We start from the raw sequence: 24,123 nt of genomic DNA on the forward strand, positions 1-24,123 counted from the left end.
TGGGCTCCCTGACTCCCCGGCGGAGGGGGACGGGCGCGCGGGTCTCAGGCCGCCGCGAGGCTGAACGACATGTGGCCGAAGGAGACCTGGTCCCCGGCCTGCACGACGGCGGCGCCGATCACCCGGCGGCCGTTGACGGACGTGCCGTTCGTGGAGCCGAGGTCGCGCAGGACCCACAGGCCGCCCTGGTGGATCAGCTCGGCGTGGACGCGCGAGACGGTGTCGTGGCTCAGCCGCAGGCCGTTCGCCGGGTCCCGGCCGATGCGCAGCGGATACGCGCCCGGCGCCGGGAGCAGCAGCTTGGGCAGCTTCTCCGCCTGCCAGGCCCGGCGCAGCTTCACGCCGAAGCCGGAGACGGCGCCGACGGTGGACAGCGCGAGCCGCGTCCAGCGGTTCTCCGTGCGCAGATCGGCGGTGAGCACGGCCAGTTCCTGCCGCTTGCGGGCGGCGAGCGCCAGCTCCATGCGGCGGACGAACGTGTCGTGCGAGAGGCGGCCGAGCGCCGCGCCCTCCCTGAGCACCTCGAGCGCCCGCTCCCGCTCGGCGTCGCTCACCCGTCCCGCCTGTGTGTCGTACTCGGGGGAAGCCGCGGAAGAAAGGGTCACGTCGACGATTGTCGGCCAGCTCGGCCCGGGTGTCCAGAATCGGCCGAACTCCTCCGCCGCGATCACTTCTGGCGCACCATGGAGGGACGGCGACACAGGGGCCAACGAGGGGGGCTGCCGGTGAGGTTCGAGGTGTGGGCACCGCGCGCGGAGCGGGTCGACCTGGTCCTGGAGGACGCGGGGCCGGGCGGCACGCGGGCTCTGGCGCGCGATCCGGAGCGCCCCGGGTGGTGGGCCGTGGAGGCCGCGGCCCAGGACGGCACCCGGTACGGCTTCGCGCTCGACGGCGGCCCCGCGCTGCCCGATCCCCGCTCGGCCCGGCAGCCGGACGGGCCCGACGGGCCGAGCGCCGTCGTCGACCACGCGCGGTTTGCCTGGCGCGCGCCGTGGCCGGGGCGCGGCCTGCGGGACGCGGTCCTGTACGAGCTGCACGTGGGCACGTACACGCGCGAGGGCACCCTGGACGCGGCGGCGGAGCGCCTCGGCCACCTCGTGGACCTGGGCGTCACGCACGTCGAGTTGATGCCGGTGTGCCCCTTCCCGGGGCGGCACGGGTGGGGGTACGAGGGGGTGTCGCTGTGGGCCGTGCACGAGCCGTACGGCGGGCCCGAGGCGCTGAAGCGGTTCGTCGACGCGGCCCACGCCGCGGGCCTCGGCGTGGTCCTGGACGTGGTGCACAACCACCTCGGTCCGTCGGGGAACCACCTGCCCGCCTTCGGCCCCTACTTCACGGACACCCACCACACCCCGTGGGGCGCCGCCGTGAACCTGGACGCGCCCGGCTCGGACGAGGTGCGGGCGTACCTCGTCGGCAGCGCGCTCACCTGGCTGCGGGACTACCGCGTGGACGCGCTGCGCCTGGACGCCGTGCACGCGCTGTGCGACACCCGGGCGCTGCCCTTCCTGGAGGAGCTGGCGACAGCCGTCGACGCGCTCGCCGACGAGGTCGGCAGACCGCTCGGGCTCATCGCGGAGTCGGACCTGAACGACCCGCGGCTCATCACCCCGCGCACACGCGGCGGCCTGGGCCTCGACGCCCAGTGGAGCGACGACTTCCACCACGCGCTGCACACCGCGCTGACCGGTGAGTCCCACGGCTACTACGCGGACTTCGCCGCGGCCCCGTTCGCGGCCCTGGAGAAGACGCTGACGCACGGGTACTTCCACGACGGCACGTACTCCAGCTTCCGGGGCCGGGCGCACGGGCGCCCGCTCGACCGCGAGCGCACGCCCGCGTACCGGCTGCTCGGCTACGCGCAGACGCACGACCAGGTCGGCAACCGCGCGCAGGGCGACCGGCTCTCCGCGACGCTCTCCCCCGGGCTGCTCGCGTGCGCGGCCGCGCTGACGCTCACGGCACCCTTCACGCCGATGCTGTTCATGGGCGAGGAGTGGGCGGCCTCGACGCCGTGGCAGTTCTTCACCGACCACACCGACCCCGAGCTCGCGCGGGCCGTACGGCAGGGCAGGCGGCGGGAGTTCGCCGCGCACGGGTGGGCGGAGGAGGAGATTCCCGATCCGCAGGACCCGGCGACGCGGGAGCGCTCCTGCCTCGACTGGGCCGAGCGCGAGAAGGGCCACCACGCGCGCGTGCTCGGCTGGTACCGCGAGCTGATCGCGCTGCGCCGGGAGCGGAGCGACCTCGTCGACGCCGATCTGGCCGCGGTGCGCGTCGCGCATGACGCCCAGGCGCGCTGGTTCGCCGTGCGGCGCGGGGACCTGCGGATCGTGGTGAACCTCGCGAAGAGCGCCACCGCGGTCCCGTTGGGCGTGCGCCACGCGCGGGTGCTCGCCGCGTGGGAGCCCGTCGAGGGCCCGGACGCGGACGGGACCGTGCGGCTGCCCGGCGAGTCGTGCGCGGTGCTCGCCGTGGAGTAGCCGGGGCTGGGCCGGGGCCCCGGCCCAGCCTGGTGCAACTGTGAGGAGGGCACGACCATGGAACAGCGGCGACTGGGAAGCACCGGACTCCGGGTCAGCGAACTGTGCTTCGGCGCCATGACGTTCGGCGGCGGGGCGGACGAGCGGGTCGCGCACGCGATGCTGGACGCGTTCGCGGAGGCGGGCGGCACGTTCATCGACACCGCCGACGCCTATGGCAACGGCGTGTCGGAGGAGGTGCTCGGCCGCTGGCTCAAGGGCCGCGTACGGGACGACCTGGTGATCGCCACCAAGGTGTTCCTGCCGGTGGGCGAGGCGCCGAACGCGCGCGGGCTCGGCCGCAAGCACGTTCTGGCGGCGGTGGACGCGAGCCTGCGCCGCCTCGGCACCGACCACGTGGATCTGTACCAGACGCACGTGTGGGACGCGCACACGCCGATCGAGGAGACCCTGTCCACGCTCGACGCCCTGGTGCGGGCGGGCAAGGTCCGCTACCTCGGCGCGAGCAACCACAGCCCCGGGCAGCTGCAGAAGGCCCGCGACGTGGCCCACGCGCGCGGCTGGGAGCCGTATGTGTGCCTCCAGCCGATCTACAACCTCCTTGCGCGCGAGGCCGAGTGGGAGCTCCTTCCGCTGTGCCGCGCGGAGGGTGTCGGCGTCATCCCGTACAGCCCGCTGCACGCGGGGTGGCTCTCGGGGAAGTACCGGCGCGGCATGGCGGCGGCGCCGCAGGGCGCGCGCGGCGGCGGGCAGTGGGACGAGCGGGCCACGGAGGCGACCTGGCGGGTCGTGGACGCGGTGCTCGGCGTCGCCGAGGAGACCGGGCGCACGCCCGCGCAGGTCGCGCTGCGGTGGCTGCTCCAGCGGCCGGGCGTCACCGCGCCGATCGTCGGCGCGCGGTCCGTGGAGCAGCTCACCGACAATCTCGGCGCGGTGGGGTGGACGCTCGACGCGGACCAGCTGCGGCGCCTCGACGGGGCGAGCGCCCGGCCGCTGCCGCCGCCCTACGACGTGCTCGCACACTTCGCCCAGGGCTGAGCCCGGCCGCCTCAGTCGCTGAGCCCCGCCGCCTCAGTCGCTGGTCCGGCCGCCTCAGTTCACGACGGCCATCTCGCGCGGGGTGTTGTTGAGGCGCCGGCCGCCGTCCTCGGTCACCGTGACGATGTCCTCGATGCGGACGCCGAAGCGGCCCGGCAGATAGATGCCGGGCTCCACGGAGAAGCACATGCCGGGCACGAGTGGCTGCTCCTCGCCCTCGATCATGTACGGCGGTTCGTGGGTGGTGACGCCGATGCCGTGCCCGGTGCGGTGGATGAAGTACTCGCCGTACCCGGCGTCGGTGATGACGGCGCGCGCCACGCGGTCGACCTCCTGGCAGGCGATGCCGGGGCGCACCGCGCGGCACGCGGCATCCTGGGCCTCGCGCACCACGTCGTGCACGCGCCGCTCCTCGGCGGTGGGCTCCCCGACGTGCACGGTGCGCGAGGTGTCGGAGCCGTAGCCGTGCTTCAGGCCGCCGAAGTCGAGGACGACCATGTCGCCGTGGGCGATGACGCGGTCGCCCGCCTCGTGGTGCGGGCTCGCGCCGTTCGGCCCCGAGCCGACGACGGTGAAGTCCACCTGTTCGTGCCCGAACTGCCGCAGCAGGTCGGCGAGGTCACCGGCGACGTCGGTCTCCTTGCGGCCCGCGAACGGGACCTTCTGGATCTCCTCGTACGTGGCGTCGGCGGCGGCCCCCGCGGCGGTGAGGCGCTCCAGCTCCGCCGCGTCCTTGACGGCCCGCAGCATCGGCAGGGCCTCGGTGAGCGCGACGTACGAGCTGTCGGGCAACTGCCGCTGCATGCCCAGCAGATGGAGCGCCCAGGCGTTGTCGCTCACGCCGAAGCGGCCGTCCTTGGCGAGCAGCGGCGCGGCCACCCCGTACGGGTCGACGCCGTCGGTCCAGTCGCGCAGGGTCAGCGCGGACGCGCCCGCCGCGCGCGCGGCGTCCGGGGCCTCCAGGGTGGGCACCACGAGCACGGGGTCCTGGCCGGGGGCGAGCACGAGCAGGGTGAGCCGCTCGGTGTCGGCGGGCACGCGGTAGCCCGTCAGCCACACCAGATCGGGTCCGGGCGCGACGAGGACGCCCGCGAGGCCCGCTTCGGCGGCGGCGCGCGCGGCGCGGTCCATCCGGGCGCGGTAGTCGTCGGCGGTGAACGGCGCGGGCGTGGCCGGGGTCATCGGGCCTCCTGAAGCGTCTGCGGAGCCTGCCCGCGGCGGTCCCGCGGGCAGGGATCTTCCCCAGCATCCTGCCCGCGCACCCCGCACGGCGCGAGCGGGTATCGCGGCCCGGACCGCCCCGTCCGCGGCCTGCCGCGCGCGGGGGCAGGCCACCGGTTCCCCGGTGGCTGTTCCCCGGACCCACGCCTAATGGTTGGATGCCGTGCATCCATTAGTTCGAGGCCGGGCCCGGGTGCGGACAGGGGCACTTGGACGGCGCCCGGGGCACGGGAGGGACGTACGACATGCTGGTACTCGCACAGATCAGTGACCTGCACCTGGACGGCGGCGCACGGGCGACCGAGCGCGCCGAGCGCGTCATGGAGCGGCTGCGGGCGCTGCCCCGGCCCGTGGACGCGCTGCTCGTGACCGGCGACATCGCCGACCACGGCGAGGAGGCCGAGTACAAGGAGGCGGCGCGCCTGCTGTTCACCGACGCGCCCTGGCCCGTGCTCACCTGCCCCGGCAACCACGACCGGCGCACGCCCTTCCGCACCGCCCTGCTCGGCGAGCCCCCGGCGAGCGCGTCCGAGGCGCCGGTGAACAGCGCGCACCGCGTCGGCGGCGCCGAGGTCCTCCTGCTCGACTCCAGCGTGCCGGGCCACGACCACGGGCTGCTCGACGAGACGACGTACGCCTGGCTGGAGGACCGGCTCGACGCCCTCGGCGGGAGGACGCCGGTGCTGCTCGCCTTCCACCACCACCCCGTGCCCGTGCACCATCCGCGCCTGGACACCGCGTGGCCGCTGCGCGAGCCGCACCGGCTCCGGGCGCTGGTGGAGCGCCGCCCGGAGATCGCGGGCCTGATCATCGGGCACGCGCACACGCCCGCCGCGACCACCTTCGCGGGGCGGCCGCTGGTCGTCGGGCCCGGCGTGGTCTCGACGCTGCGCCTCCCGTGGGAGGGCGAGGGCCTGGTCGACCTGGACGCCCCGGCGGGGTTCGCCCTCCACGTGCTGGACGACGAGGGGCGGTTGACGTCCCACTTCCGCGTGGTCTGAGGGCCCCGCCGCGCGCCCTCAGGTGGTGAGGCCCGGGGTGACCGTCAGGGTCTCGCGGGCGCCGGTCGGGTGACGCACCGTCAGAGAGACGTTCCTGCCCGGGCGTGCCGCGGCCACCGCGCGGACGAGGTCCGCCGCCGTGCGCACCCGGGTGCCGTCGAACGCGACGACCACGTCGCGCCGCAGCAGGCCCGCCGCGTGGCCGGGGCCCGGCACGTGCACGCCGACGAGCAGCGCGCCGCCCGCCGCCGGGGCGTCGGCCGCCTCGACGCCGAGGGCCAGGCGCGGGCCCGGGGCGCGGAGCGTCTGCGGCCGCGGGCCCGACGGCGCGGTGGCCGTGGCCGTCCTGTCGGTGGGCCGCTCGCCGGAGGCCGAGCCTCCGGAAGCCGTCCCGCCCGCGGGTTTCCCGCCCGTGGACCGCGCGCTGGGGTGCGTGTGCCCCGGCGCGCCGGGAGGTGCGCCCGCGCCTGCCTGGCGCTGCATCTCGGCGAGGCTGCTCATGCCGATGACGGTGGCGCCGACCGTGCCGAGGCCCACCCCGGTGAGCACCAGGACCGTCGCGCACAGCAGGCCGAGCAGGAGCGTGGTGAGCCGCTTGCCGCGGCGGCGCGCGGCGTGCGGGCGGGGGCCCTTGGCGGGTCTCTCACCCCCGGCGGGCTCCCGTCCGGGCATGGGCTTGGGACGCAACGCGGTCTGTTTCATGGCTCGCCTCCGGCCACAGCCCTACCCGGCGTGACCCCGCGCGACGATTCACGAACGGGTGACGTCGAGGCGTGCGGCGAAGGCGGCCGCGGCGCCGCGCAGCGCCCCGGCGTGCAGCAGTTCGGTGCGGTGCACCACGCGGGGTGCGACGAGCGGTACGGCGACGGTGCCGTCGGCGCCCCGGGCATCCGAGGCGGACGCCGCCGAGCGGGGCAGCACGGCGAGCCCGTGTCCGGCCGCCGCGAGCGCGATCAGTGTCCGTACGTCCGTGCCGTCGTAGCGCAGGGCCGGGCGGAAGCCGGTGCCGCCCGTCGCGGTGCGCAGCTGGTCCAGGGGCAGGCCCGCGCCGGGCGCGTCCAGCCAGCGGGCGTCCGCGAGATCCCCCAGGCGAAGCCCCGCGCGGCGGGTCAGCGGGTGCCCGGCGGGCAGCAGGACGCACACCGGTTCCTCGCCCGTGCCCCGGGTGGTGAGCGGAGCCACGTCGGGGATGCGCAGCGGGTCGGTCGGCGCGGCGAGCCCGTCGACGAGCCCCAGTCGGGCGGCACCGGTCGCGACGGCCTCGGGCACCGCGGCCCGGTCGACGACCCGCAGCGTGACGCCCGTCGGCGGCAGGGCGCGCAGCGTGCGGGGGGTCAGGGCGGTGGGCGCGGCGGCCAGCGTCAGGCCCTCGTCCGGGGCGCCCGCGAGGGCGAGGACCTCCGCGCGGGCGGCGTCGAGCCGCAGCAGCAGCGGCCCCGCGTGGTCGAGGAGCCGCTCGCCCGCGCGCGTGGGCGCGACGGGGCGGCGGGTCAGGAGCGGCGTGCCGAGGTCCTGCTCCAGGGCGGCGATGTGCTGCGAGACGGCGGACTGGGTGTAGCCGAGGGTGCGCGCGGCGGCGGAGAAGGAGGCGAGGCGGACGACGGTGACGTACGTGCGGAGCAGGTGCGGGTCCATGGGGAACAGGATCACCCCCGGTCATCAGTAGCACTGATGGAGGGTGCAGGATTCATCGTTGGACGTGAACGTGGGCGGGTGCGGAGGATGGCCGCCATGAACGCGAAATCCCCAGAGAGCCCTTCAGCGAACCGCGACGCGAACTCCCGCCCGAACCGCCACGTACGTTCCGACACGGACCCCATGGCTCCCGCCGGGGGCTCCCCGGCGGGCTCCGCCGCGCCTGTCGCTTCCGCCTATGCCACCGCCTCCGTCTCCGCTTCCGTGACGCCGCCCGCCCGGCTCGCCCTCGTCGGGGACCGCTCCCCGAGCGTCGCCTCGCACACCCGCGTCCCGCTGCTCCTCGACGCGCTCGCCGCCCGGGACGGGCTCGTCCTCGACGCGTACTGGATCCCCACCGAGGACGCCGTCGAGCCGGACGCCGTGCGGGGGTTCGACGCGGTGTGGATGCTGCCCGGGAGCCCGTACCGCAGTGAGGCGGGGGCGCTGGCCGCGATCCGGACCGCGCGCGAGGAGGGCATTCCCTTCCTCGGCACCTGTGGCGGCTTCCAGCACGCGCTCCTGGAGTACGCCCGTCACGCGTGCGGCCTCGCCCACGCCGCGCACGCCGAGAACGACCCCGACGCCGAGGACCCGCTCATCGCGCCGCTCGCCTGCTCGCTCGTCGGGCACGAGGGGGCCGTGACCCTCGCGCCCGGGTCGCTCGCCGAGGCCGTCCTCGGGGCGGACCGCACGGTGGAGCGCTACCACTGCTCGTACGGACCCAGCGATGTCCGGCTCCTCGATGTGCTGCGGGCGCGGGGGCTGCGGTTCTCGGGCACGGACGAGGAGGGGCAGGTGCGGGTGGCCGAGCTTCCGGGGCACCCCTTCTTCCTCGCGGCCCTGTTCCAGCCGGAGTTGAGCGGGGACGGGACGCGGGCCCATCCCATGGTGCGGGCCCTCGGGCGGGCCGCGGTGGCCCGGGCCGCGGAACGGGTCGGGGCGGCCTGACGGCGGCGCCCCGGCCCGCTCCGCCCGGTCAGTGGTCGCCGTGGCCGCCGCCATGGCCTCCGTGGTCGAACTTCAGGGCCTCCTCGGGCAGCACGACGAAGGGGCGCATCATGCCCATGTCCTCGTGCTCAAGCAGGTGGCAGTGGTACATGAAGCGGCCGTACGCCCCGTCGAACTTGCCGATGACGCGGAGCATCTGGCCGCCGGGGACCAGGAACACGTCCTTCCAGCCGCGTTCGTTGGGAGCGATCGGGACGGGTGTGGACGGGTCGTGCGTGACCGGTGTGCGCGTGCCGCCGACGGCCGGGTCGAAGCCCGAGGCGTCGTACGTGTCCCGGCCGAGGAGCTGGAAGTCGGCCAGATGGATGTGCATGGGGTGGGTCACGTTCGGCCGGACGGCGAGGTTCAGGAAGCTCCACTGCTCGTACGCGCCCTCGGCGATGGTGAAGCCCAGGCCGTCGTTGAACGTACGGGCCGTCCTGCGGTAGGTCTTCAGGGCGCCGTCGGGCCCGCGGACCTGGATGACGCCGTCGGCGGGGAACTGGATGCCCCCGGGATCCTTCACCTCCTCCATCTCCCAGATCTCCGGGTGACCGCCGCCGCCCTTGGTGGCCGGCGGGGTGAGCACGACGAGCCGGTGGCCGTGCGGCACGCCGTGGCCGATCGGGCGGAAGGAGCCGGAGAGGACCTCGGGAAGCCGGAAGGTGTCCGGCGCGCCGCCGCCCTTGCCGACGCGGAACTCCATGACGTGGGGATGGCGCACGTTCCCCGCGGGGTCGGGGAGGCCCGGCGCCGCGTTCGGCCCCTTGTTGACCAGGCGGAGGCGCTTGCCCGTGAGCGCGCGGAAGTCGACGAGGAGGTCGAAGCGCTCGGCGGGGGCGACGGTCAGCGTGGGCGAGGAGCCCGGGGTGCCCCCGAAGTCGATGGGGACCGGGCGCGGCAGCAGGCCGCCGTCGCTGCCGATCTGGTGGAGCACGCCGGGAACGGGGCGGCCGGACTCGTCGATGAGGACGAGGTCGTACACGCGCGCGTTCGACGCGTTGACCAGGCGGAAGCGGTACCAGGCCGGGGCCACGTCGGCGTAGGGCCAGATGCGGCCGTTGACCGTGGTGTACGGGCCCGAGAAGGGGAGGGTGACCGGCTTGCCCGTCTCGGCGTTCTTCGGGTCGACGATCGTGGTCTTGTGGAGGAGGCGGCCCGTCAGCCGGCCGTCCTCGTCCGTGTCGAGATTGCGGTCGGCGATGAGGAGGGGGATCTCCCGCTTGCCGGAGGGGAGTTGGAGCGCGTCCTCCTCCTCGTCGCGGACGAGGTAGGTGCCGTACAGACCCGCGAACACGTTCCACCTGGTGATGTTCATGGCGTGGTCGTGGTACCACCACTGGACGGCCTGGTGGTCGTTCGGATACTCGGAGAGCTGGGCGTCGCCGGAACCCACGGCGTTGTCCGCCCAGCCGTCGTTCCCGCCGCCCGTCTGGGCGCCGTGGACGTGGGTGACGGTCCAGGCGGGGAGCGCGGCCACGTCCTTGTTCGGCTCGACGCCCTCGCGGCCCGGGAGGGTGCTGGGCGGCTCGCCCGTGCGCTGCACCTCCACCGCGGTGACGGGGAACTCCGTCTCCTTGGGCACGCGGTTGGTCCACGCGATGCGGATGCGCTCGCCGCGCCGCACCTCGATGGTGGGGCCGGGCACGGAGCCCTCGTACCCCCACATCAGGGTGGGCGGGAGCTGCGGGTGCAGCCGCACCCAGGCCGGGCGGACCGCAATCTCCGTCTCTTCGCGGACGTCGCCCCCGGCGGGGCGCAGGACGGGCGGGACGGTCAGCGGCGCCACATACGGAACGAGCTCGCGGCCGTCCGCTTCCCCCGTGGGCGTGCCGCCGCCGTCGGTCGCGCCGGGCTCCGCGGTCGCGTCGAGGGCGGCGGTCGCGTCCGGGTCGGCGGTCGCATGCGGCTGATCGGTCGGGCCGGGCTGGTCGGGCCCGCGCCGGACGTCCAAGTCGAGGTCGATGTCGGTCAAGGTGAACACCCCCGTGTTCAGCTGCGTTTCAGCCTTCACCTCAGAAGACTCCCGGCACAGCACGAAAGTTCCATGAATCCCCCATTCCGGAAAAATCTGGCAAGAGTGCCTGTTCAGGGCCTTGCCTGAGGAATCGGGAGGGCGCGAGATCCGGTTTCGCCCGCGCGGCGGGCCGCCCGGCCTCTAGGCTGCGGGCCCGTGCCCCGTCGCACGCCCCCGCACTCCCGGCGGAAGGATGACGCCCCATGCCCGACGCGCCGCCGCTTCCCGACGCGCCCCGTACGCCCGGCACTTGCGGCGTGCCGCTGCGCGCCGAGCTGCTCCTGGACCCGGACGTCAGCGAAGCCCTCGGCGACGACCTGGTCGCCGCGCTCGCCGGGCTCGGCGTCCGCACCGCGCGGGTACGCCGCGCCGTCGGTCACCGCGGCGCGGGCGACGTGCCCTGGCTGGTCCTCGCAGCGCTGCCGTTGCAGGCGTTCCTCAGCGGGCTCGGCGCGGAGGCGGTGCGGGACGCGTACGCGGCGTTCAAGGCGGCGGTGGGCCGTCTGGCGCGCCGCGACGGAGCCGCCGCCGCGCCGCCGCGCCCCCTCGTGCTGCGGGACGACCGCAGCGGCCTGAGCGTCGTCCTGGAACCGGACCTCCCCGCCGAGGCGTATGAACGACTACTGGGGCTCGACTTGACGGCGTTCCGGGTGGGCCCCTTGCACTACGACCGACAGCAGTCCCGCTGGCGCTCCGAGTTGGACGAGGCCGCGGGCTGACCCGGCACCGGCCGCTGATCGGGGGCGCACGAGACGTGGGGGCGCGAACGGGGACGGCGTACGCGGCGGCGCGAACGGCCTGCGCCGAGGGCGAGGCCCGGTGGGCCCGCGGGGACGGGCCGGGCGCGGAGGCCTCCTTCCGGCGCGCGGCGGACCTCGCGCGCCCGGCCCGCGCCGACGACGGCTCCCCGCCCGGGGCGCCCCCGCCCAACGGCGTCCCGGACCCCGCCCCCACCGACGCTCCGCGCACCACCGACGCCCCGGACGCCAGCGCGGCTCCGCGCACCACCGACGCTCCGGACACCGCCGAGGCTCCCGGCGCCACCAGCGCTCCGGACACCACCGACCCTCCGGGCTCCGCCGATGTCACCGCCGCCCCGGACGGTTCCGACGTCCTTGCCCGCGCCCGTATCGGCCTCGGGCGCCTGCGCCTCGCCGCCGGGGACGCCGAGCAGGCCCTCGTGGAGTTCCGCCGGGCGCGGGAGGCGGATCCCGGCGGGGCCGCGGCCCCCTTCTGGACGGGGTGCGCGCTCGCGCGGCGCGGGGACCTCGCGGCGGCCGAGGCGTGCTTCACCGAGGCCCTCGACCGGCCGGACCCGCATCCGCGTGCGGCCGTGCAACGCGCCTACGTACGCGCCAAGTCGGGGCGGACGGCCGCCGCGCTCGACGATCTGCGGGCGGCGGCGCGGACCGGGCCGCTCGACGACGAGGCGCGGTGGGTCGAGGCGGCGCTCTCCGGGGGCGCCCGGCAGGCCGCGCTGCGCCTGCGGCGTGCCGCGCTGACCGCGCTCGGCGGGGACGCGCCCGACCGGGAGCGGGCCGCAGCGCTCGCGGCCGCGTCCTGGGGGCTGTGCCGCGAGCCCGGCGCGTACGTACCGCTGTACGCGGTGACGCTCGTCGCGGGCGGCCGCCGCGACGCGGCCGTGGGTCTCCTCGACGACGCCACCCGGCACGACCCGGCCGATCACCGGGTCACCCACGCGCTCGCACTCGGCCTGCTCAACTCCCCATCCCATCACGACAGTTCCACCCTCGAACGGTGCGTGGGCGCCTGGGGCGCGCTGCTGCACGACACCGCGTTCTGGGAGCGGGTCCGGCACGGTGCCGCGCGCCGGTACGGCGTCGACGCGCCGGAGTCCCTCGTACCGGATCTGCGGACCGCGCTGTGCGAGCACCTCGCGCGACGGCTCGCCGACAGAGGTGCCGAGACCGGCGCCCGGGTGCCGCCCGACCTGCTGCTCCAGCGCGAGGCCGAGGCGGCGCGGCTGCTCGACGCGGCGGTCGGGGCGGCACCGCGGCCGCCCGGAGCGGAGGCGAGTCCGCCGCCGCGACCGTCGCCCGGGGTGGCGGGCGGACCGCCTGACGTGCCCGTGCGCGGCGGGCCCCTGCGGATCGCGGCGCTCGGCGCGGTGCGGGAGTTCGGCGTGTTCGCCGCCGCCCGGCCGGACGACGCGCTCGTGCACGCCTTCTCCGAACTGGGCTTCGCCCACATGCAGTTGCGGCTCGGGCTGCCCGGCGACGCCCTCGCAGCGCTCGGGGAGCTGCGCTGCCACGCCTGCCGTGCGCGGGCCCGCGCGACGGACCCGGGCGCCGCGCCCGTGTGCGAGGCGGACTGCCCGCGCTTCGACGAGCTGAACCCGGGCTACGCGGGCCTGGCCGACCGCCACGAACGGCTCGCCCGCGACGCCAGGGACCTCGCGCTGCACGCCCGTGTCACCCTCGGCCACGACCAGCTCCGCGCCGAGCCGCCGGACTTCGGGGCGGCCACCGCCTCCTTGCGGCGCGCCCTCGTGCACGCCCGGGAGCTCGGGCGCTACCGCCCGACCCAGGCGAAGGTCGTCGGCCTCGCTCTCGCCGCCGCGAAGGACGCCCACCGCGCCGGGCTGCTCGGCCGGGCCGTCGCCACCCTGGAGGCCGCCCGCACCGTCATCGGCGCCAACGAACGGCCGCGCATCGACGGCCAGTTGGCACGCGCCCTCGCCGACCGGGGCATCGTCGAGGCGAACTGCGAGGGCGCCACGCTCGACGCGCCAGCCGCCGATCTGCGGCGCTCGGTGGACCTGAGCCCGCACGGGCGGCGGGCACAGCTCAGCCTCGGTATCGTGCTGCGCGGCCTGGCCCTCCAGCGGTGGGGGTCGGGCAGCCTGTCCGGCGCGCGCGCCGCCCTGGAGGAGGCCGTCGAGGCGCTGACGGCGGCGCTCGCCCGCTTCCCCGACGACCCCGAGATCGCCGAGGAGCGGCGCCGGGCCCACGACGAACTCGACTTCGTACGCGAGCAGTTCGACGAGAGCGGGAGGTGACCGGAGCCGGTGTACGAGTACGAGGAACTGCGCATCCGCATCCGCCCGTTCGGCCCGTCCCGCTTCCTGGTGGCCGTCAGCGGGCCGTCCTGCGCCACCGACGTCATCGCCGTCGACGGCGAGCCCGCGGCGCTCCGCGCCCGCTGGGACCGCCTCGTCGAGGCCGATCTCGGCCATGCGCCGATGGGCGAGCGGCACACGGTCGAGCAGCTGCGGGAGCTGGGGCGCGCGGTGTACGGGCTGCTGTTCGGGGACGGCGTCCAGGCGGCGCCGGGGCACCCCGGCCGCCTCCCGTACGCGACACCGGGCGGACCTCCCGGCAACGCCGGGTTCGGGCCGGAGGTCCCGGGGTTCACCGCGACCGGCTTCGGCCCACCGGCCCCGGGCCCCGGCTTCGGCCCGCCGGCCCCGGCACCCGGCTTCGGACCGCCGCCCCCGGCGCCCGGCAGCCCGGCCTACGGGCCGCCCCGCACCGCCCCGGCCGTGCCGCCCCCACCCGGCGGCTCCCGCTCCTCCCCCACCGCCGCCTGTCTGGCCTCCGCCCTCGACCTCGCCCAGCGCACCGCCCCGGGCCGCCGCCTCCGGCTCCGCTTCGACCTGCCGCCGCGCCTGCGCGAGCTGCCCCTCGAGACGCTGTGCGCCCCGGCCGACCTGCCGCACCAGTCGCTCGCCCTCAACCCCGGCTACTCCCTGGTGCGTTCCCTGCCCGGCGGCCCGCTGGGCCGGCGGCTGCCCACGCCCGCGGACGAGCCGAGCCTGATCCGGCTGCTCGTCGCCTGCGCGTCGCCGCCCGGGGCGGGCCCGGCCCTGCGCCTGGACGCGGAGGTCGCCGCGCTGCGCCAGGAGCTGCCCGAGGTGGCCGTGCGCACCACCGTCGTGGAGGCGGCCACGCGCGAACGCCTGGAGACGGCCCTCGCCGCGCACGGCGACCTGCCCACGGCCGTGCTGCTCATCGCCCACGGCCGCTACGACGAGGAGCTCGGCAAGGGCGTCGTCCAGCTGGAGACCGAGTCCGGCGGTGTCGACAGCGTTCCCGCCGATCTGCTCAGCGGCATCCTCCTGAAGGCGCCGCGGCTGCGCCTCGCCGTGCTCAACCTCTGCGCGGGGGCGGACAGTTCGGGCCCCGACGGGATGCACGCCGAGCCGTTCTCGGGGCTCGCGCAGGCGCTGGTCGCCGGGGGCCTGCCCGCCGTGGTGGCGATGCGCGGGCGCGTCAGCGACGCGTCGGCGGGCCGCTTCAGCCCCGAGCTGTTCAAGGAGCTCGCGGCCAACCGCACCGTCGACGAGGCGGTGTCCACCGCCCGCCGCCGCATCTCGCACCTGCCGCGCCACACGGCGGTCGAGTGGGCGACGCCCGCGCTGTTCCTGCACGCCGAGTGCCGGCACGGGTGGCTGTTCAAGGCGCGCGAGGTCCGCGACGACGGCGGCGCCGTGGCCGACCCGCTGCGCGAGGGCGCGGACGCGCTGCGCGCCTTCCAGAGCCCGGTCGGGCACGTGGACGCCACCACGCTGATCAGCGCCGCCCGCTTCGAGCGCGACCAGGGGCGGTGGCCGCAGGTGCAGCGCATCCTGGGCACGCCCACACGGCAGTACGAGGACGAGCAGCGGCGCCTGCGCACCGAGGCGGCGTGCGAACTGGCCTGGCCGGAACTGGAGAAGCTGTGCGACCTGCTCGCCCACGAGGGCGAAGGGGCCGCCGCGGCCGCGCAGCTCGCCGTGGTCCACGCGGCGCTGCCCCTTCCCCTGCCGGGGCCGCTGACCGCCCGCGCGGAGCGGCTGCGCCTTGCCGCCGAACTCCTCGGCCGCGCGCGGGCGGCGGAGGCCGCCGCCGACTGGGACACGGCCGTCCGCCTGTACGAGGAGGTGGCCGCCGCCGGGCTCGGCCGCACGGAGGTCCCGGAGCGCCTGGCCGCCGCGCGCACGGCCCTGCGCGCCGCCTCGCTGCGCGCCGCCGCCGAGCGGGCCCACCGCGAGGGCGACTGGGACGCCGCCGCGCACGCCTACGCCGGGGCCGCGGCCCTGTGCCCCGACGACCCGGCCACGGCCGCCCGCGCGGCGTACGTCCGCGGCCGGTCGGCGGAGTCGGCGGGGCGGTGGCGGGAGGCCGCGGCGGCGTACGCGGAGTGCGGGGGCGCCCCGGGCCCGGCCCCCGTACCGCCCGCCCCGCACACCCCGGGCCCGGCCCCCGCACCGTGCGTCCCGACCTCCCCGGCCCCATCCGTCCCGAACTCCCCGGACCCGCACGTCCCGCCACCCGGACCGGCCGCCTCACCCCCCGGCCCCGACACCTCGGGCCCGGCCGCCCCGCGGCCCGCCCCGGACACTCCAGACACCCCGGACGCCCCGGACACCCCGAGCATCGCCGACGCCGCCCTCCGCCGGTCCTACGCGTGCGGCCGCGCGGCCGCCGAGGACGGGGACTGGGCAGCCGCCGTCGCGGCCTTCGAGGAGTGCCGCTCCCCCGGGAACGGCCCCAGCGGCCCCGGCGGGTCCGGCGTCCCCAGCGGCTCCGGCGGCTCCGGCGTCCCCGGCGGCCCCGGCTCCCCGGCCGTCGCCCACCTCGACGCCGACGGCCGCTGCGCCTACGCCCGGGCGCGCCTGTGCCGCGAGCGGGCCGACTGGGACGGGGCGCTCGCCTGGCTCGGCGGCCTCGCGGACTCCTTCGCCGACGTGGCGGACCAGGTCCTGTACGCGCACGGCCGGGCCGCCGACGCCCGGGGCGCGTGGGCCGACGTCATCGACGGCTTCGGGAGGCTGCCGGACGCCTACGCGGACGGCGACGTGGGGGTGCGCCGCCGCTACGCCCGCGCCCGGGTGGCGGCCGACGTCCACCGCGACTGGGCGGCGGCCTGCGCGCTGCTCGCGGGCGTGCCGGACAGCGCGCGCGAGGGCACGGTCGCCCCGCTGCGCCGCAAGGCGGAGGGCCGCCGCGCGGAGGCGCGCCCCGACTGGGCGGCGGCCTGCGCGATCTACGGGCGCGCCTTCCAGAACGGCACCGCCGCCCCGCAGGCCCCGGCAGCCCCCGAGCCTCTGCACCTCTACCTCTACGCCCTCGCCCGCACCCACGAGGCCGCCGACCGCTGGCACGACGCGCTGCGGGTCTACCGCGTACTGCCGGACGGGTGGGCGGACGTGCCCGCGCGGCGGCGCTACGCCGGGGCGCGCGTCGGCGAGGAACGGGCCACGGGGGCGGCGCAGTGGCGGGCGGTCGCGGCGGCGTACGAGGAGATCGGCGGCGCGCTCGACGGCGCGGACTGCGCGGCGCGCTGCCGGTACGCGCGGCTGCGGGCCGCCGAGGCCGAGGGCGAGTGGAGCGCCGTCGTGGCGGCGGCCCAGGCGCTGCGGGGACGGCCCGACCCGGGCGCCGCGGCCGCCGTGGACGCCGTGGTCGCGTACGCGCGCGGCCGCATCGCGGACGCCCACCAGGAGTGGGAGAAGGCCGCGGAGGCGTTCGGCGCGTGCCCGGGGCACCGGGACGCCGACGCCCAGCTCGCCTACGCGCAGGGGCGGTTGCTGGAGCGCGACGGCCGCTGGAGCGACGCCGTGGCCGCGTACGAGCGCGCCGCGGGACGGCTCGACCGGGCCGAGGTGCGGCGCCGTCGGCTGCGGCGGCTGCTCGACCTGCTGCCCTGGGCCGACGGCCTGACCCACGCCCCGCTGACCGCCGACCCGTTCGCGCTGCGCGACCCCACGTACCCGTATCTGGCGCTGCGCGAGGCGGGCGTGCACCCCGGCGTGTCCATGGCCGCCGTCCGGGACGCGCCGTACACGCTCCTGGGGCGCGGCGGCATGTCCTGGTCCGAGCGGGTCGCCCTGGACCGGCTCCAACTACCGGGCCGCAGACTCCAGTTGGATGCCCTGCTGTACCGCTGGCACGCGCCCGACGCCGTGCGCGACGCGCTGGCCACGCTGTCGCCGGACGACGAGCACGCCGGGCCCGGGCTCGTGGACGTGCTGTGCGAGCGCTTCCCCGAGGACGCGCCGCTGCTGCTGCTCCTCGCGCGCGGCCGGGACGCGGCCGCCGCCGAGTGGGAGCGGCGCCTGGCCGCCGCCCCCGGCGACATGGCGGTGGTGCACGGCCTCGCCGTGGCCCGCCTGTGGCAGGCGCAGGAGCTGGAGCAGAGCGGCGCCTGGGAGCACGCCACGCGCACCTGGGAGCAGGCGCTCGCGTACTGGTCGACGCTGCTCAGCGACGACGCGTACTGGGACGGCTGGCGGGCCGAGCGCGCCGCCTGCTACGCGCGCGAGCTGGCCCCGGAGGACATGAACCGGCTGCGCTGGGAGCTGAGCCGCCATCTGTCCGCGCAGCTGTCCGCGTACGAGCAGCGGCACACCGAGGAGGGGCGGCCCCAGCAGGCCGAGGAGTACGGCGAGCTGGCGGCCTTCCTCGAGGCGGAGCTGGGGGGCGCGCGCGTCCTCAAGGACGTGGGCGGGCTCCCCGGGGTGCCCGGGGCACGCGGCGCGCTCGCCTGCGGGCCGCACTATCTGCGGCTGCTCGATCTGCAACTGCCGCTCGCCGCGCTCGCCGCGCAGCTGGACGCCGCCGCCAAGGACGGCAAGGACCCGGGCGAGTACGCGGCCCGCGAGCTGCGCTGGGCGTTCTCCGGCCTGGCCCGGTCGCTCGCGCTGTGCGCGGTCCACAAGTTCCCGGGGGCCCTGGACGCCCTGCCCGCCTTCCCCACGCTCACCACGCTGCCCGAGGACTGCGCGGGCCCCGCCGCCGCGGCCGACCCGCGCCGCCACATCGAGGGCTGCGGGCACTGCCGGGACTTCCTGCGCCGGGACCCCGCGTACGTCCAGCTGGCGCACCGGCACGCGCGGCTGCTCCAGGACGGCGTCGAACTGGCCGTGCGCGCCCGCCTGGAACTGTCGCGCTCGGCGCTCGCCGACGGCGAGGACGGGCTGGGCCGCGCCCTCGAACAGTGGGAGCGCCTGGTGCGGGTCGCCCGCCGCGCCGGGATGTCGGCCCGCGCGAAGAAGGCGGTCGTCCGCACCGCGCTCGGCCGGGTGGAGGCCCTCGTCAGCGAACCGTCCGGGCCCCGGGCGCGCCGCGGCGAGGGCCTCGACGAGGCCATCGCGCTCGTCGAGGCCGTGCCGCCGCTCCTGCACCCGCTGGACCGCGAGGTGCGCGACCAGCTGGACGGCAGGCTGTCCTCGCTGTACTCGATGCGCGGGGTGTGGCGCGGCTACACCCGCACCAAGCACGGCATGCGCTCGGACGTGTACGGCGCCGAGGCCGACCTGCGCCGCGCCCTCGACCTCAACCCGGCCTCCAACCACGCCCGGGACAACCTCGCCCGCGCCCTGGTCTTCACCCTCGACGAGCGCGGCGACCCGCTGCCCGTCCGCCTGCGGCACCTGCACGAGGCCCTCGGCCTGCTCGACGTCGGCCTCGGCCAGGCCCTCACGCACAACTACCGCGAGACCCTCGGCGAGGCCCTGGAGGAGCTGGACCGGCTGCTCGCCACCGACCTGGGCGTCGCGGGCATGGGCGCGCTGATCCGCAGTGACGGCGCGGAGCCGCCGCCGGACGAGGACGACCTGGCCTCCTGGGCCGCGGAGCTGACCGACCGCGCGGAGGCCGAACGGGCCCGGGGCGACGTGCGCAAGGCCCTGCACCACCTGATCCGCGCGACCCGCGCGGACGCGATGGACCCGCGGGTGCGCCGCGCGCTCCTCGACGCGGTGCGCGGCTGGCGCGCCGCCCTGACCGCGGAGCCGCCCGGAGCACCCCCCGAGGAGGGCACCCCGCCGTGATCCAGGACCCCGACGGGCCGCCGAGCCCCTACGACGCGCTCGCCGAGGCCGCGGTCACCCCGTGGACCACGCACGCCGAGCTGCGGGACGTGCCGTTCGAGCTGCTCGCCCGGCGGCTGATGACCCCGGCCGCGCAGGCCGCGCTGGACGAGCTGCGCACGGTGCCGAGGCGGCTGCTCGTCGACCTCTTCCTGTACGACGTCGACGTCGCCGCCGAACTGCCGGGCGCCGCCGCGGAGATCGACCGGCTGCTCGCCGGGGCGAGCGGCCCGGGCGCCGGGGAGCCGCTGTCCGAGGAGGCGGTCGCCCGGCTCCTGGACGAGCTGATCCGGTTCGACGCATGACGGCGGCCCGGGACGGCTCCCGCCGGACGACAGCGGCCCCGTACGCCCGCCGGACGGCGGCGGGCCAGGACGGATGAGGAGGAGACCGTGACCGAGCAGGAGTCCACCGCGGCGGCCGCGCGCGTCGCGTACGAGGGGGCGCGGGCGCTCGCCGAGCGCGACGCCGCGCACCGCGCGCACACCGAGCGGCTGCTCCTGGCGTGCGCCGACGCCCTGGACGCGTGCGACCGGCTGCTCGCCGCCGGGCAGCAGGACCCGGCGGCGTACCGGCGCACGGTGCGGCTCATCGCGGGGCAGCTGGAGGCGGCCGCGACCGGCGCGGGCCTGGAGCCGCTCGGCGCGGTCGGCGAGCGCGCGGAACCGGCCACGCACCACGTCGTGGGCGTGCGCCCGGCGCCCCCGGGAGCGGTCGACGACGAGGTCCTTGAGGTGGCGCGGCGCGGGTATCGATACCGGGGGCACGTGCTGCGCGCCGCCCGGGTCGTGGTCGCCGCGGGCGACGCCGCGGAGGAACGGACCCAGGCAGCACAGGAAGGGACAGCACAGGGATGAAGGCCATCGGGATCGACCTCGGCACGACGAACAGCGCCGTCGCCGCCCACGACCCGCACCGCGACGACATCGCGGTCCTCACCAACAGCAAGGGCGACCGGCTCACGCCGTCGGTGGTGGGCCTCGCGCGCCGCGACGGCAAGGACCAGACGCTCGTCGGCGAGGACGCCCTCAGATGGGCGGTGCGCCAGCCGCGGGAGACCGTCGTGTCCGTGAAGCGCCTGATGGGCCGGGACTTCGCGGACCGCTCGGTGGCGCAGGCCCGCGAGCGCCTCTCGTACGAGATCGTCCCTGGGCCCGACGACGACCCGCGCGCCCACGTGCTGCTCGGCGGCCGCAGCCGCACGCCCTCCGAGATCTCCAGCGTGATCCTCGACAAGCTGGTGCGGGACGCGGCCCGCACCCTCGGCGAGCAGGTGACGCACGCGGTGATCACCGTGCCCGCGTACTTCCGCGACGCGCAGCGCGCGGCGACCCGGGAGGCCGCGGAGCGCGCGGGCCTGGTGGTGAAGAAGATCATCGACGAGCCGACCGCGGCGGCCGTCGCGTTCGGCCTGCACAAGCCGGGCGGGGCGCGCAGCCGGGTGCTCGTCTACGACCTGGGCGGCGGCACGTTCGACATCTCCGTCCTGAACACCGTCAAGGACGCCGAGGGCAACAGCCAGTTCCAGGTGCTGCGCTCCGCCGGGGACATCTGGCTCGGCGGCGACGACTTCGACCTGGCGATCGTGGAGCGGATCATCGCCTGGATGCGGGACGAGCGGGGCGTCGACCCCTCCCGCGACAAGGAGTTCCTGTTCCAGGCGAAGAAGGCCGCCGAGGCCGCCAAGCGGGAGCTGAACGAGCTGAGCGAGACGTACATCGTGATCCCGGCGGCCTACCACGGCCCGGAGGGCATCGTCGACGTCGAAATGGCGCTCACCCGCGAGGAGTTCCAGCGGATGATCGCACCCCTGGTGACCCGCACCATGGACCTCGTCAAGGAGACCCTGACGGGCTACGAGCTGACGCCCGACGACATCTCGGACGTGCTCCTCGTCGGCGGCGGCACCCTGACCCGCCCGGTGTACGAGGCGGTCGAGGCGTACTTCGGCGGCGACAAGGTGCGCCGGAACATCAACCCCATGGAGTGCGTGGCCTACGGCGCGGGCGTGCTCGCCGAGACCCTCAACGGCGTGGAGTGTCCGGCGCCGCAGTGCCTGAAGGCCAACGAGTACACCGCGGAGGCGTGCGCGGACTGCGGCCAGAGCCTGGTCAACGCGCGGCCGGTGGGCTCCACGGGCCTGTTCGAGTCGACGCCCATGGCGATGGGCATCGCCGCGGTCAAGGGCGCGCGCCGCGACGTGTTCGTGCCGATCATCCCGGCGGGCTCGCCCTTCCCGCTGCCGGAGCCGCGCACGCGCACGTTCCACGCGACGGACAGCCGGCTGATCCGGGTGCCGGTGTACGAGGGCGACAGCCACGTGGCGAGCGAGAACGACGAGCAGGGCGTCGTCGAGTTCGAGCTGCCGCAGGAGATCGAGATCAACCGCCATGTGGACGTGTCGTTCAACTACTCGGCGGACCGCATCATCACGGTCCGCGTCAGCGTGCGCGGCACCGACATGGCCCTGGAGGCGACGCCGCGGCGCGACAAGCCGCGCACGCCGCCGCCCGAGACCGAGCGGGAGGTCGACAGCGCGGTGCTCCGCGAGGAGCTGGGCCTCGCCGAGCGGGAGGCCCAGCACTTCCTGAAGCGGTACGGGCCCTACATCGAGCACACCCAGGAGCTGAAGGTGCGCCGGGACATCACGCAGGCGCAGCGGGCCGTGGAGATGGGCGACAGCGGCGAGTACCAGCGCCTGACCGAGCTGCTGCTCGACGACATGTACCACCAGTGCGGGCTCGCCAGCCAGTTCCGCCAGGCCGAGCTGGCCTCGGACGGCGCGCCCCTGGAGACCGTCAAGGCGATCAGCGAGGCCGTGGAGCAGGTCAAGTCGGCCCACCGCAACGGCAACCGCATCCAGACCGCCGAGCAGGCCAAGAACCTGCGCAGCATGATCGCGGTGGCCTACTCCGAGCGCGCCGTGCCGTCGCTGCCGAGCAAGCGGGACTACGACGGCATCCTCCAAGTCCCGGACGATATGGCGGGCGGATGACGGCAGCGGGGGGTACGGGGGTGACGGCGCAGGACGCCGACGGCCGGGTCAGCCTCGGCGTGGACTTCGGCGCGACGGGGGTGCGGGCGCTCTTCGCGGTGGCCGGGCAGCCGGTGCGCCGCCTCGACCTGCCCGCCGACGAGTGGCCCTGGCTGGTGTGCGCGCCGGCCGCCGCGGGGGTCCTGCCGGTGGTGTTCCCGAGTGTGAAGTCCCTGCTCGGCAGCGGGAGTCCGGTGCCGTGGCGGGACGGCACGGAGGACGCCGACGCGGTCGCGGCGCGGATGCTGCGGGCCCTGCGCGAGCGCGTCGAGGCCCGCGCGGGAGCCGTGACGCAGACGGTGATCAGCGTGCCCGCCGCCTTCCAGTCGCGGCAGCGCCAGGCCCTGCGCGACGCGGCGGCCGCGGCCGGGCTCGCGCCGGTGCGCCTCATCAGCGACTCGCTGGCCGCCGTCATGGGGCACACCACGGACCGCGACAGCGGCACCTTCCTGGTGTACGGCATGGGCTACGACGGCTTCGAACTGGGCCTGGTGCGCGGGGTCCGCGGCCACTACCGCGCGCTCGGCTACGACGGCGCGGCCACCTCCGGCGGCCGGGCCTTCGACGAGGCCGCGCTCGCCTCCGCGGTGCGGCTGCTGCGGGCCCACCGGGGTCCCGCCTCCGTGTCCGGCGGCAGCGCGCGGCGGTGGCTCGGCCACCGGGAGCGGGCCCAGGAGGCGCGCGAGGAGCTGGGCGCCGCCGAGGGGCCTGCCGCGGAGTCCGCCGCGCTCACCCTCGACCTCGGCACCGGACCGCCGCTGCGCATGCGGATCACCCGGCCGCACCTCGACGCCTTCCTGGAGCCGCATGTGCGCCGGACCGTGCGGCGCGCCCACGACCTGCTCGGCGAGGCGGCCCTGACCCGCCCGGACGTGGACACGCTGCTGCTCGTCGGGGGCGCGACGCGGCTCGCGCAGGTGCGCTCGGGCGTGGCGGACCTGGGGCGGAGCACCGCGCACGGGCCCCGGGAGCTGCTCGCGCTCGGCGCCCTCAAGCACGCGGTGCGGCTCGCGGGCGGGGGCGCCTCCGCGTCCGGCGCGGCGTCCCTGGAGGAGGGTCCGCTCGACCCCCCGGACCCGGGGCGCGACACCCTCGCCGAGGCGCCCTCGCTCACCGCGACGCTGCTCGCCCCGGACGACGCCCCGGGCCCGGCGCGCCGCGACGTGGCGCAGGCCCGCGAACTGGCCGGCCAGGGCCGCAGGAGGGAGGCGGTGGCGCTGCTCAGGGACATCGTGGCGGAGGCGCGGGAGCTCCTCGAAGGCCTGACGGGAGCGACGGCGGCACCGGAGGCGGCGGCGGACCCGGACGGCTCCGAGCGGCCGCCCCCGCAGCCCGCCGGGCCACCGCAGGCCCCGGCCCCGCAGCCGGCCCCCGAGGAAGCCGACCCCCTCAGCCACGCCGCCCGGCGGCAGCTGGCCCGGGCCCGGGCCCTGCTCGACCTCGGCCGGTACGAGCACGCCGTGCAGGCCTCGCACCTGGCCTGGCAGGAGGCCACCGCGCACCCGGCGCGCGCCGACGTGCTCGACGCCATGATCGACGTGCACTGCGCGGCCGCCATGGCCGACGTGGCGCCCGACCACTTCCCCGACGCCGAGCGCTGGCTGCGCTGCGCGTACGGCCACGACCCGACGAACGAGCGGGTGCGGGCCCTGCTCGCCCACCGCACCTACCGGCACGCCCGGGAGCTGCACCGGCGGGGCGCACGCGATGAGGCGATTGAGGCCCTTGGCAAGTGCCTCACGTGGGACCCTGAACACCCCGATGCCGAGGCGCTGTTGGCCCGGCTGACCCGTGACGGCAGGAACCGGCGCGGCAGGGGTGACGTCCTCGACTGACGAGGGCCTCATGGG

Annotated in this window: 16 protein-coding genes; 11 read left to right on the plus strand and 5 right to left on the minus strand. The window is 76.8% G+C overall.

The window, feature by feature from the left end; genetic code table 11:
- Positions 1 to 44: 44 nt before the first annotated feature.
- On the minus strand, positions 45 to 605 hold the full coding sequence (locus tag AC5WAM_RS10520) for an FHA domain-containing protein (RefSeq protein WP_495522429.1): 561 nt from the start codon (positions 603 to 605) through the stop codon (positions 45 to 47).
- Positions 606 to 725: 120 nt separating this feature from the next.
- On the opposite strand from AC5WAM_RS10520, the gene treZ reads away from it, so the two are divergent.
- Together treZ and AC5WAM_RS10530 are read left to right on the plus strand one after the other, a co-directional pair.
- A complete protein-coding gene (gene treZ / locus AC5WAM_RS10525) occupies positions 726 to 2,483 on the plus strand; it encodes a malto-oligosyltrehalose trehalohydrolase (RefSeq protein ID WP_495522430.1) in 1,758 nt (585 codons plus the stop codon).
- A 57-nt stretch (positions 2,484 to 2,540) separates the two neighbouring features.
- Positions 2,541 to 3,521: an aldo/keto reductase gene (locus AC5WAM_RS10530; RefSeq protein ID WP_495522431.1), complete on the plus strand. Its 981-nt coding sequence runs from the start codon at positions 2,541 to 2,543 to the stop codon at positions 3,519 to 3,521.
- 54 nt (positions 3,522 to 3,575) lie between these two features.
- Here the strand turns inward: AC5WAM_RS10530 and AC5WAM_RS10535 are convergent, their stop codons facing one another.
- Positions 3,576 to 4,703: a M24 family metallopeptidase gene (locus AC5WAM_RS10535; RefSeq protein WP_366795398.1), complete on the minus strand. Its 1,128-nt coding sequence runs from the start codon at positions 4,701 to 4,703 to the stop codon at positions 3,576 to 3,578.
- A 284-nt stretch (positions 4,704 to 4,987) separates the two neighbouring features.
- Between AC5WAM_RS10535 and AC5WAM_RS10540 the strand changes: the two genes are divergently transcribed.
- Positions 4,988 to 5,743: a metallophosphoesterase gene (locus AC5WAM_RS10540; protein WP_366795399.1), complete on the plus strand. Its 756-nt coding sequence runs from the start codon at positions 4,988 to 4,990 to the stop codon at positions 5,741 to 5,743.
- A gap of 18 nt (positions 5,744 to 5,761) precedes the next feature.
- Here AC5WAM_RS10540 and AC5WAM_RS10545 read toward each other — a convergent pair whose 3' ends face one another.
- Both AC5WAM_RS10545 and AC5WAM_RS10550 read right to left on the minus strand, forming a co-directional pair.
- Positions 5,762 to 6,445: a PDZ domain-containing protein gene (locus AC5WAM_RS10545; protein ID WP_495522432.1), complete on the minus strand. Its 684-nt coding sequence runs from the start codon at positions 6,443 to 6,445 to the stop codon at positions 5,762 to 5,764.
- A gap of 48 nt (positions 6,446 to 6,493) precedes the next feature.
- Positions 6,494 to 7,378, minus strand: a complete 885-nt coding sequence (locus AC5WAM_RS10550) for a LysR family transcriptional regulator (protein WP_495522433.1) — start codon at positions 7,376 to 7,378, stop codon at positions 6,494 to 6,496.
- A gap of 183 nt (positions 7,379 to 7,561) precedes the next feature.
- Between AC5WAM_RS10550 and AC5WAM_RS10555 the strand changes: the two genes are divergently transcribed.
- A complete protein-coding gene (locus tag AC5WAM_RS10555) occupies positions 7,562 to 8,368 on the plus strand; it encodes a CTP synthase C-terminal region-related (seleno)protein (protein ID WP_366795402.1) in 807 nt (268 codons plus the stop codon).
- 28 nt (positions 8,369 to 8,396) lie between these two features.
- On the opposite strand, the gene phsA is transcribed toward AC5WAM_RS10555, so the two are convergent.
- Positions 8,397 to 10,196, minus strand: coding sequence for an O-aminophenol oxidase PhsA (phsA, locus tag AC5WAM_RS10560; RefSeq protein WP_495523553.1), 1,800 nt, complete (start codon positions 10,194 to 10,196; stop codon positions 8,397 to 8,399).
- Positions 10,197 to 10,627: 431 nt separating this feature from the next.
- On the opposite strand from phsA, the gene AC5WAM_RS10565 reads away from it, so the two are divergent.
- From AC5WAM_RS10565 to AC5WAM_RS10595, 7 genes are all read left to right on the plus strand, one after another.
- On the plus strand, positions 10,628 to 11,143 hold the full coding sequence (locus tag AC5WAM_RS10565) for a hypothetical protein (protein WP_495522434.1): 516 nt from the start codon (positions 10,628 to 10,630) through the stop codon (positions 11,141 to 11,143).
- Positions 11,144 to 11,178: 35 nt separating this feature from the next.
- Positions 11,179 to 13,443, plus strand: a complete 2,265-nt coding sequence (locus tag AC5WAM_RS10570; RefSeq protein ID WP_495522435.1) for a hypothetical protein — start codon at positions 11,179 to 11,181, stop codon at positions 13,441 to 13,443.
- A 9-nt stretch (positions 13,444 to 13,452) separates the two neighbouring features.
- Positions 13,453 to 19,200: a CHAT domain-containing protein gene (locus tag AC5WAM_RS10575; protein ID WP_495522436.1), complete on the plus strand. Its 5,748-nt coding sequence runs from the start codon at positions 13,453 to 13,455 to the stop codon at positions 19,198 to 19,200.
- Positions 19,197 to 19,544: a hypothetical protein gene (locus tag AC5WAM_RS10580; protein WP_366795407.1), complete on the plus strand. Its 348-nt coding sequence runs from the start codon at positions 19,197 to 19,199 to the stop codon at positions 19,542 to 19,544. Before AC5WAM_RS10575 ends, AC5WAM_RS10580 begins: the two co-directional genes overlap by 4 nt.
- A gap of 87 nt (positions 19,545 to 19,631) precedes the next feature.
- Complete coding sequence (locus tag AC5WAM_RS10585; protein WP_495522437.1) at positions 19,632 to 20,096, plus strand: nucleotide exchange factor GrpE; 465 nt, start codon at positions 19,632 to 19,634, stop codon at positions 20,094 to 20,096.
- Entirely contained in the window at positions 20,093 to 22,234 is a 2,142-nt protein-coding gene (locus AC5WAM_RS10590; protein ID WP_366795409.1) for an Hsp70 family protein, read from the plus strand. Before AC5WAM_RS10585 ends, AC5WAM_RS10590 begins: the two co-directional genes overlap by 4 nt.
- Positions 22,231 to 24,108 (plus strand): Hsp70 family protein, encoded by a 1,878-nt coding sequence (locus tag AC5WAM_RS10595; protein ID WP_495522438.1) that lies wholly within the window; start codon positions 22,231 to 22,233, stop codon positions 24,106 to 24,108. Before AC5WAM_RS10590 ends, AC5WAM_RS10595 begins: the two co-directional genes overlap by 4 nt.
- The last annotated feature ends 15 nt before the right edge of the window (positions 24,109 to 24,123 follow it).

The sequence above is a fragment of the Streptomyces sp. JLYT201 genome (genome assembly GCF_059448825.1).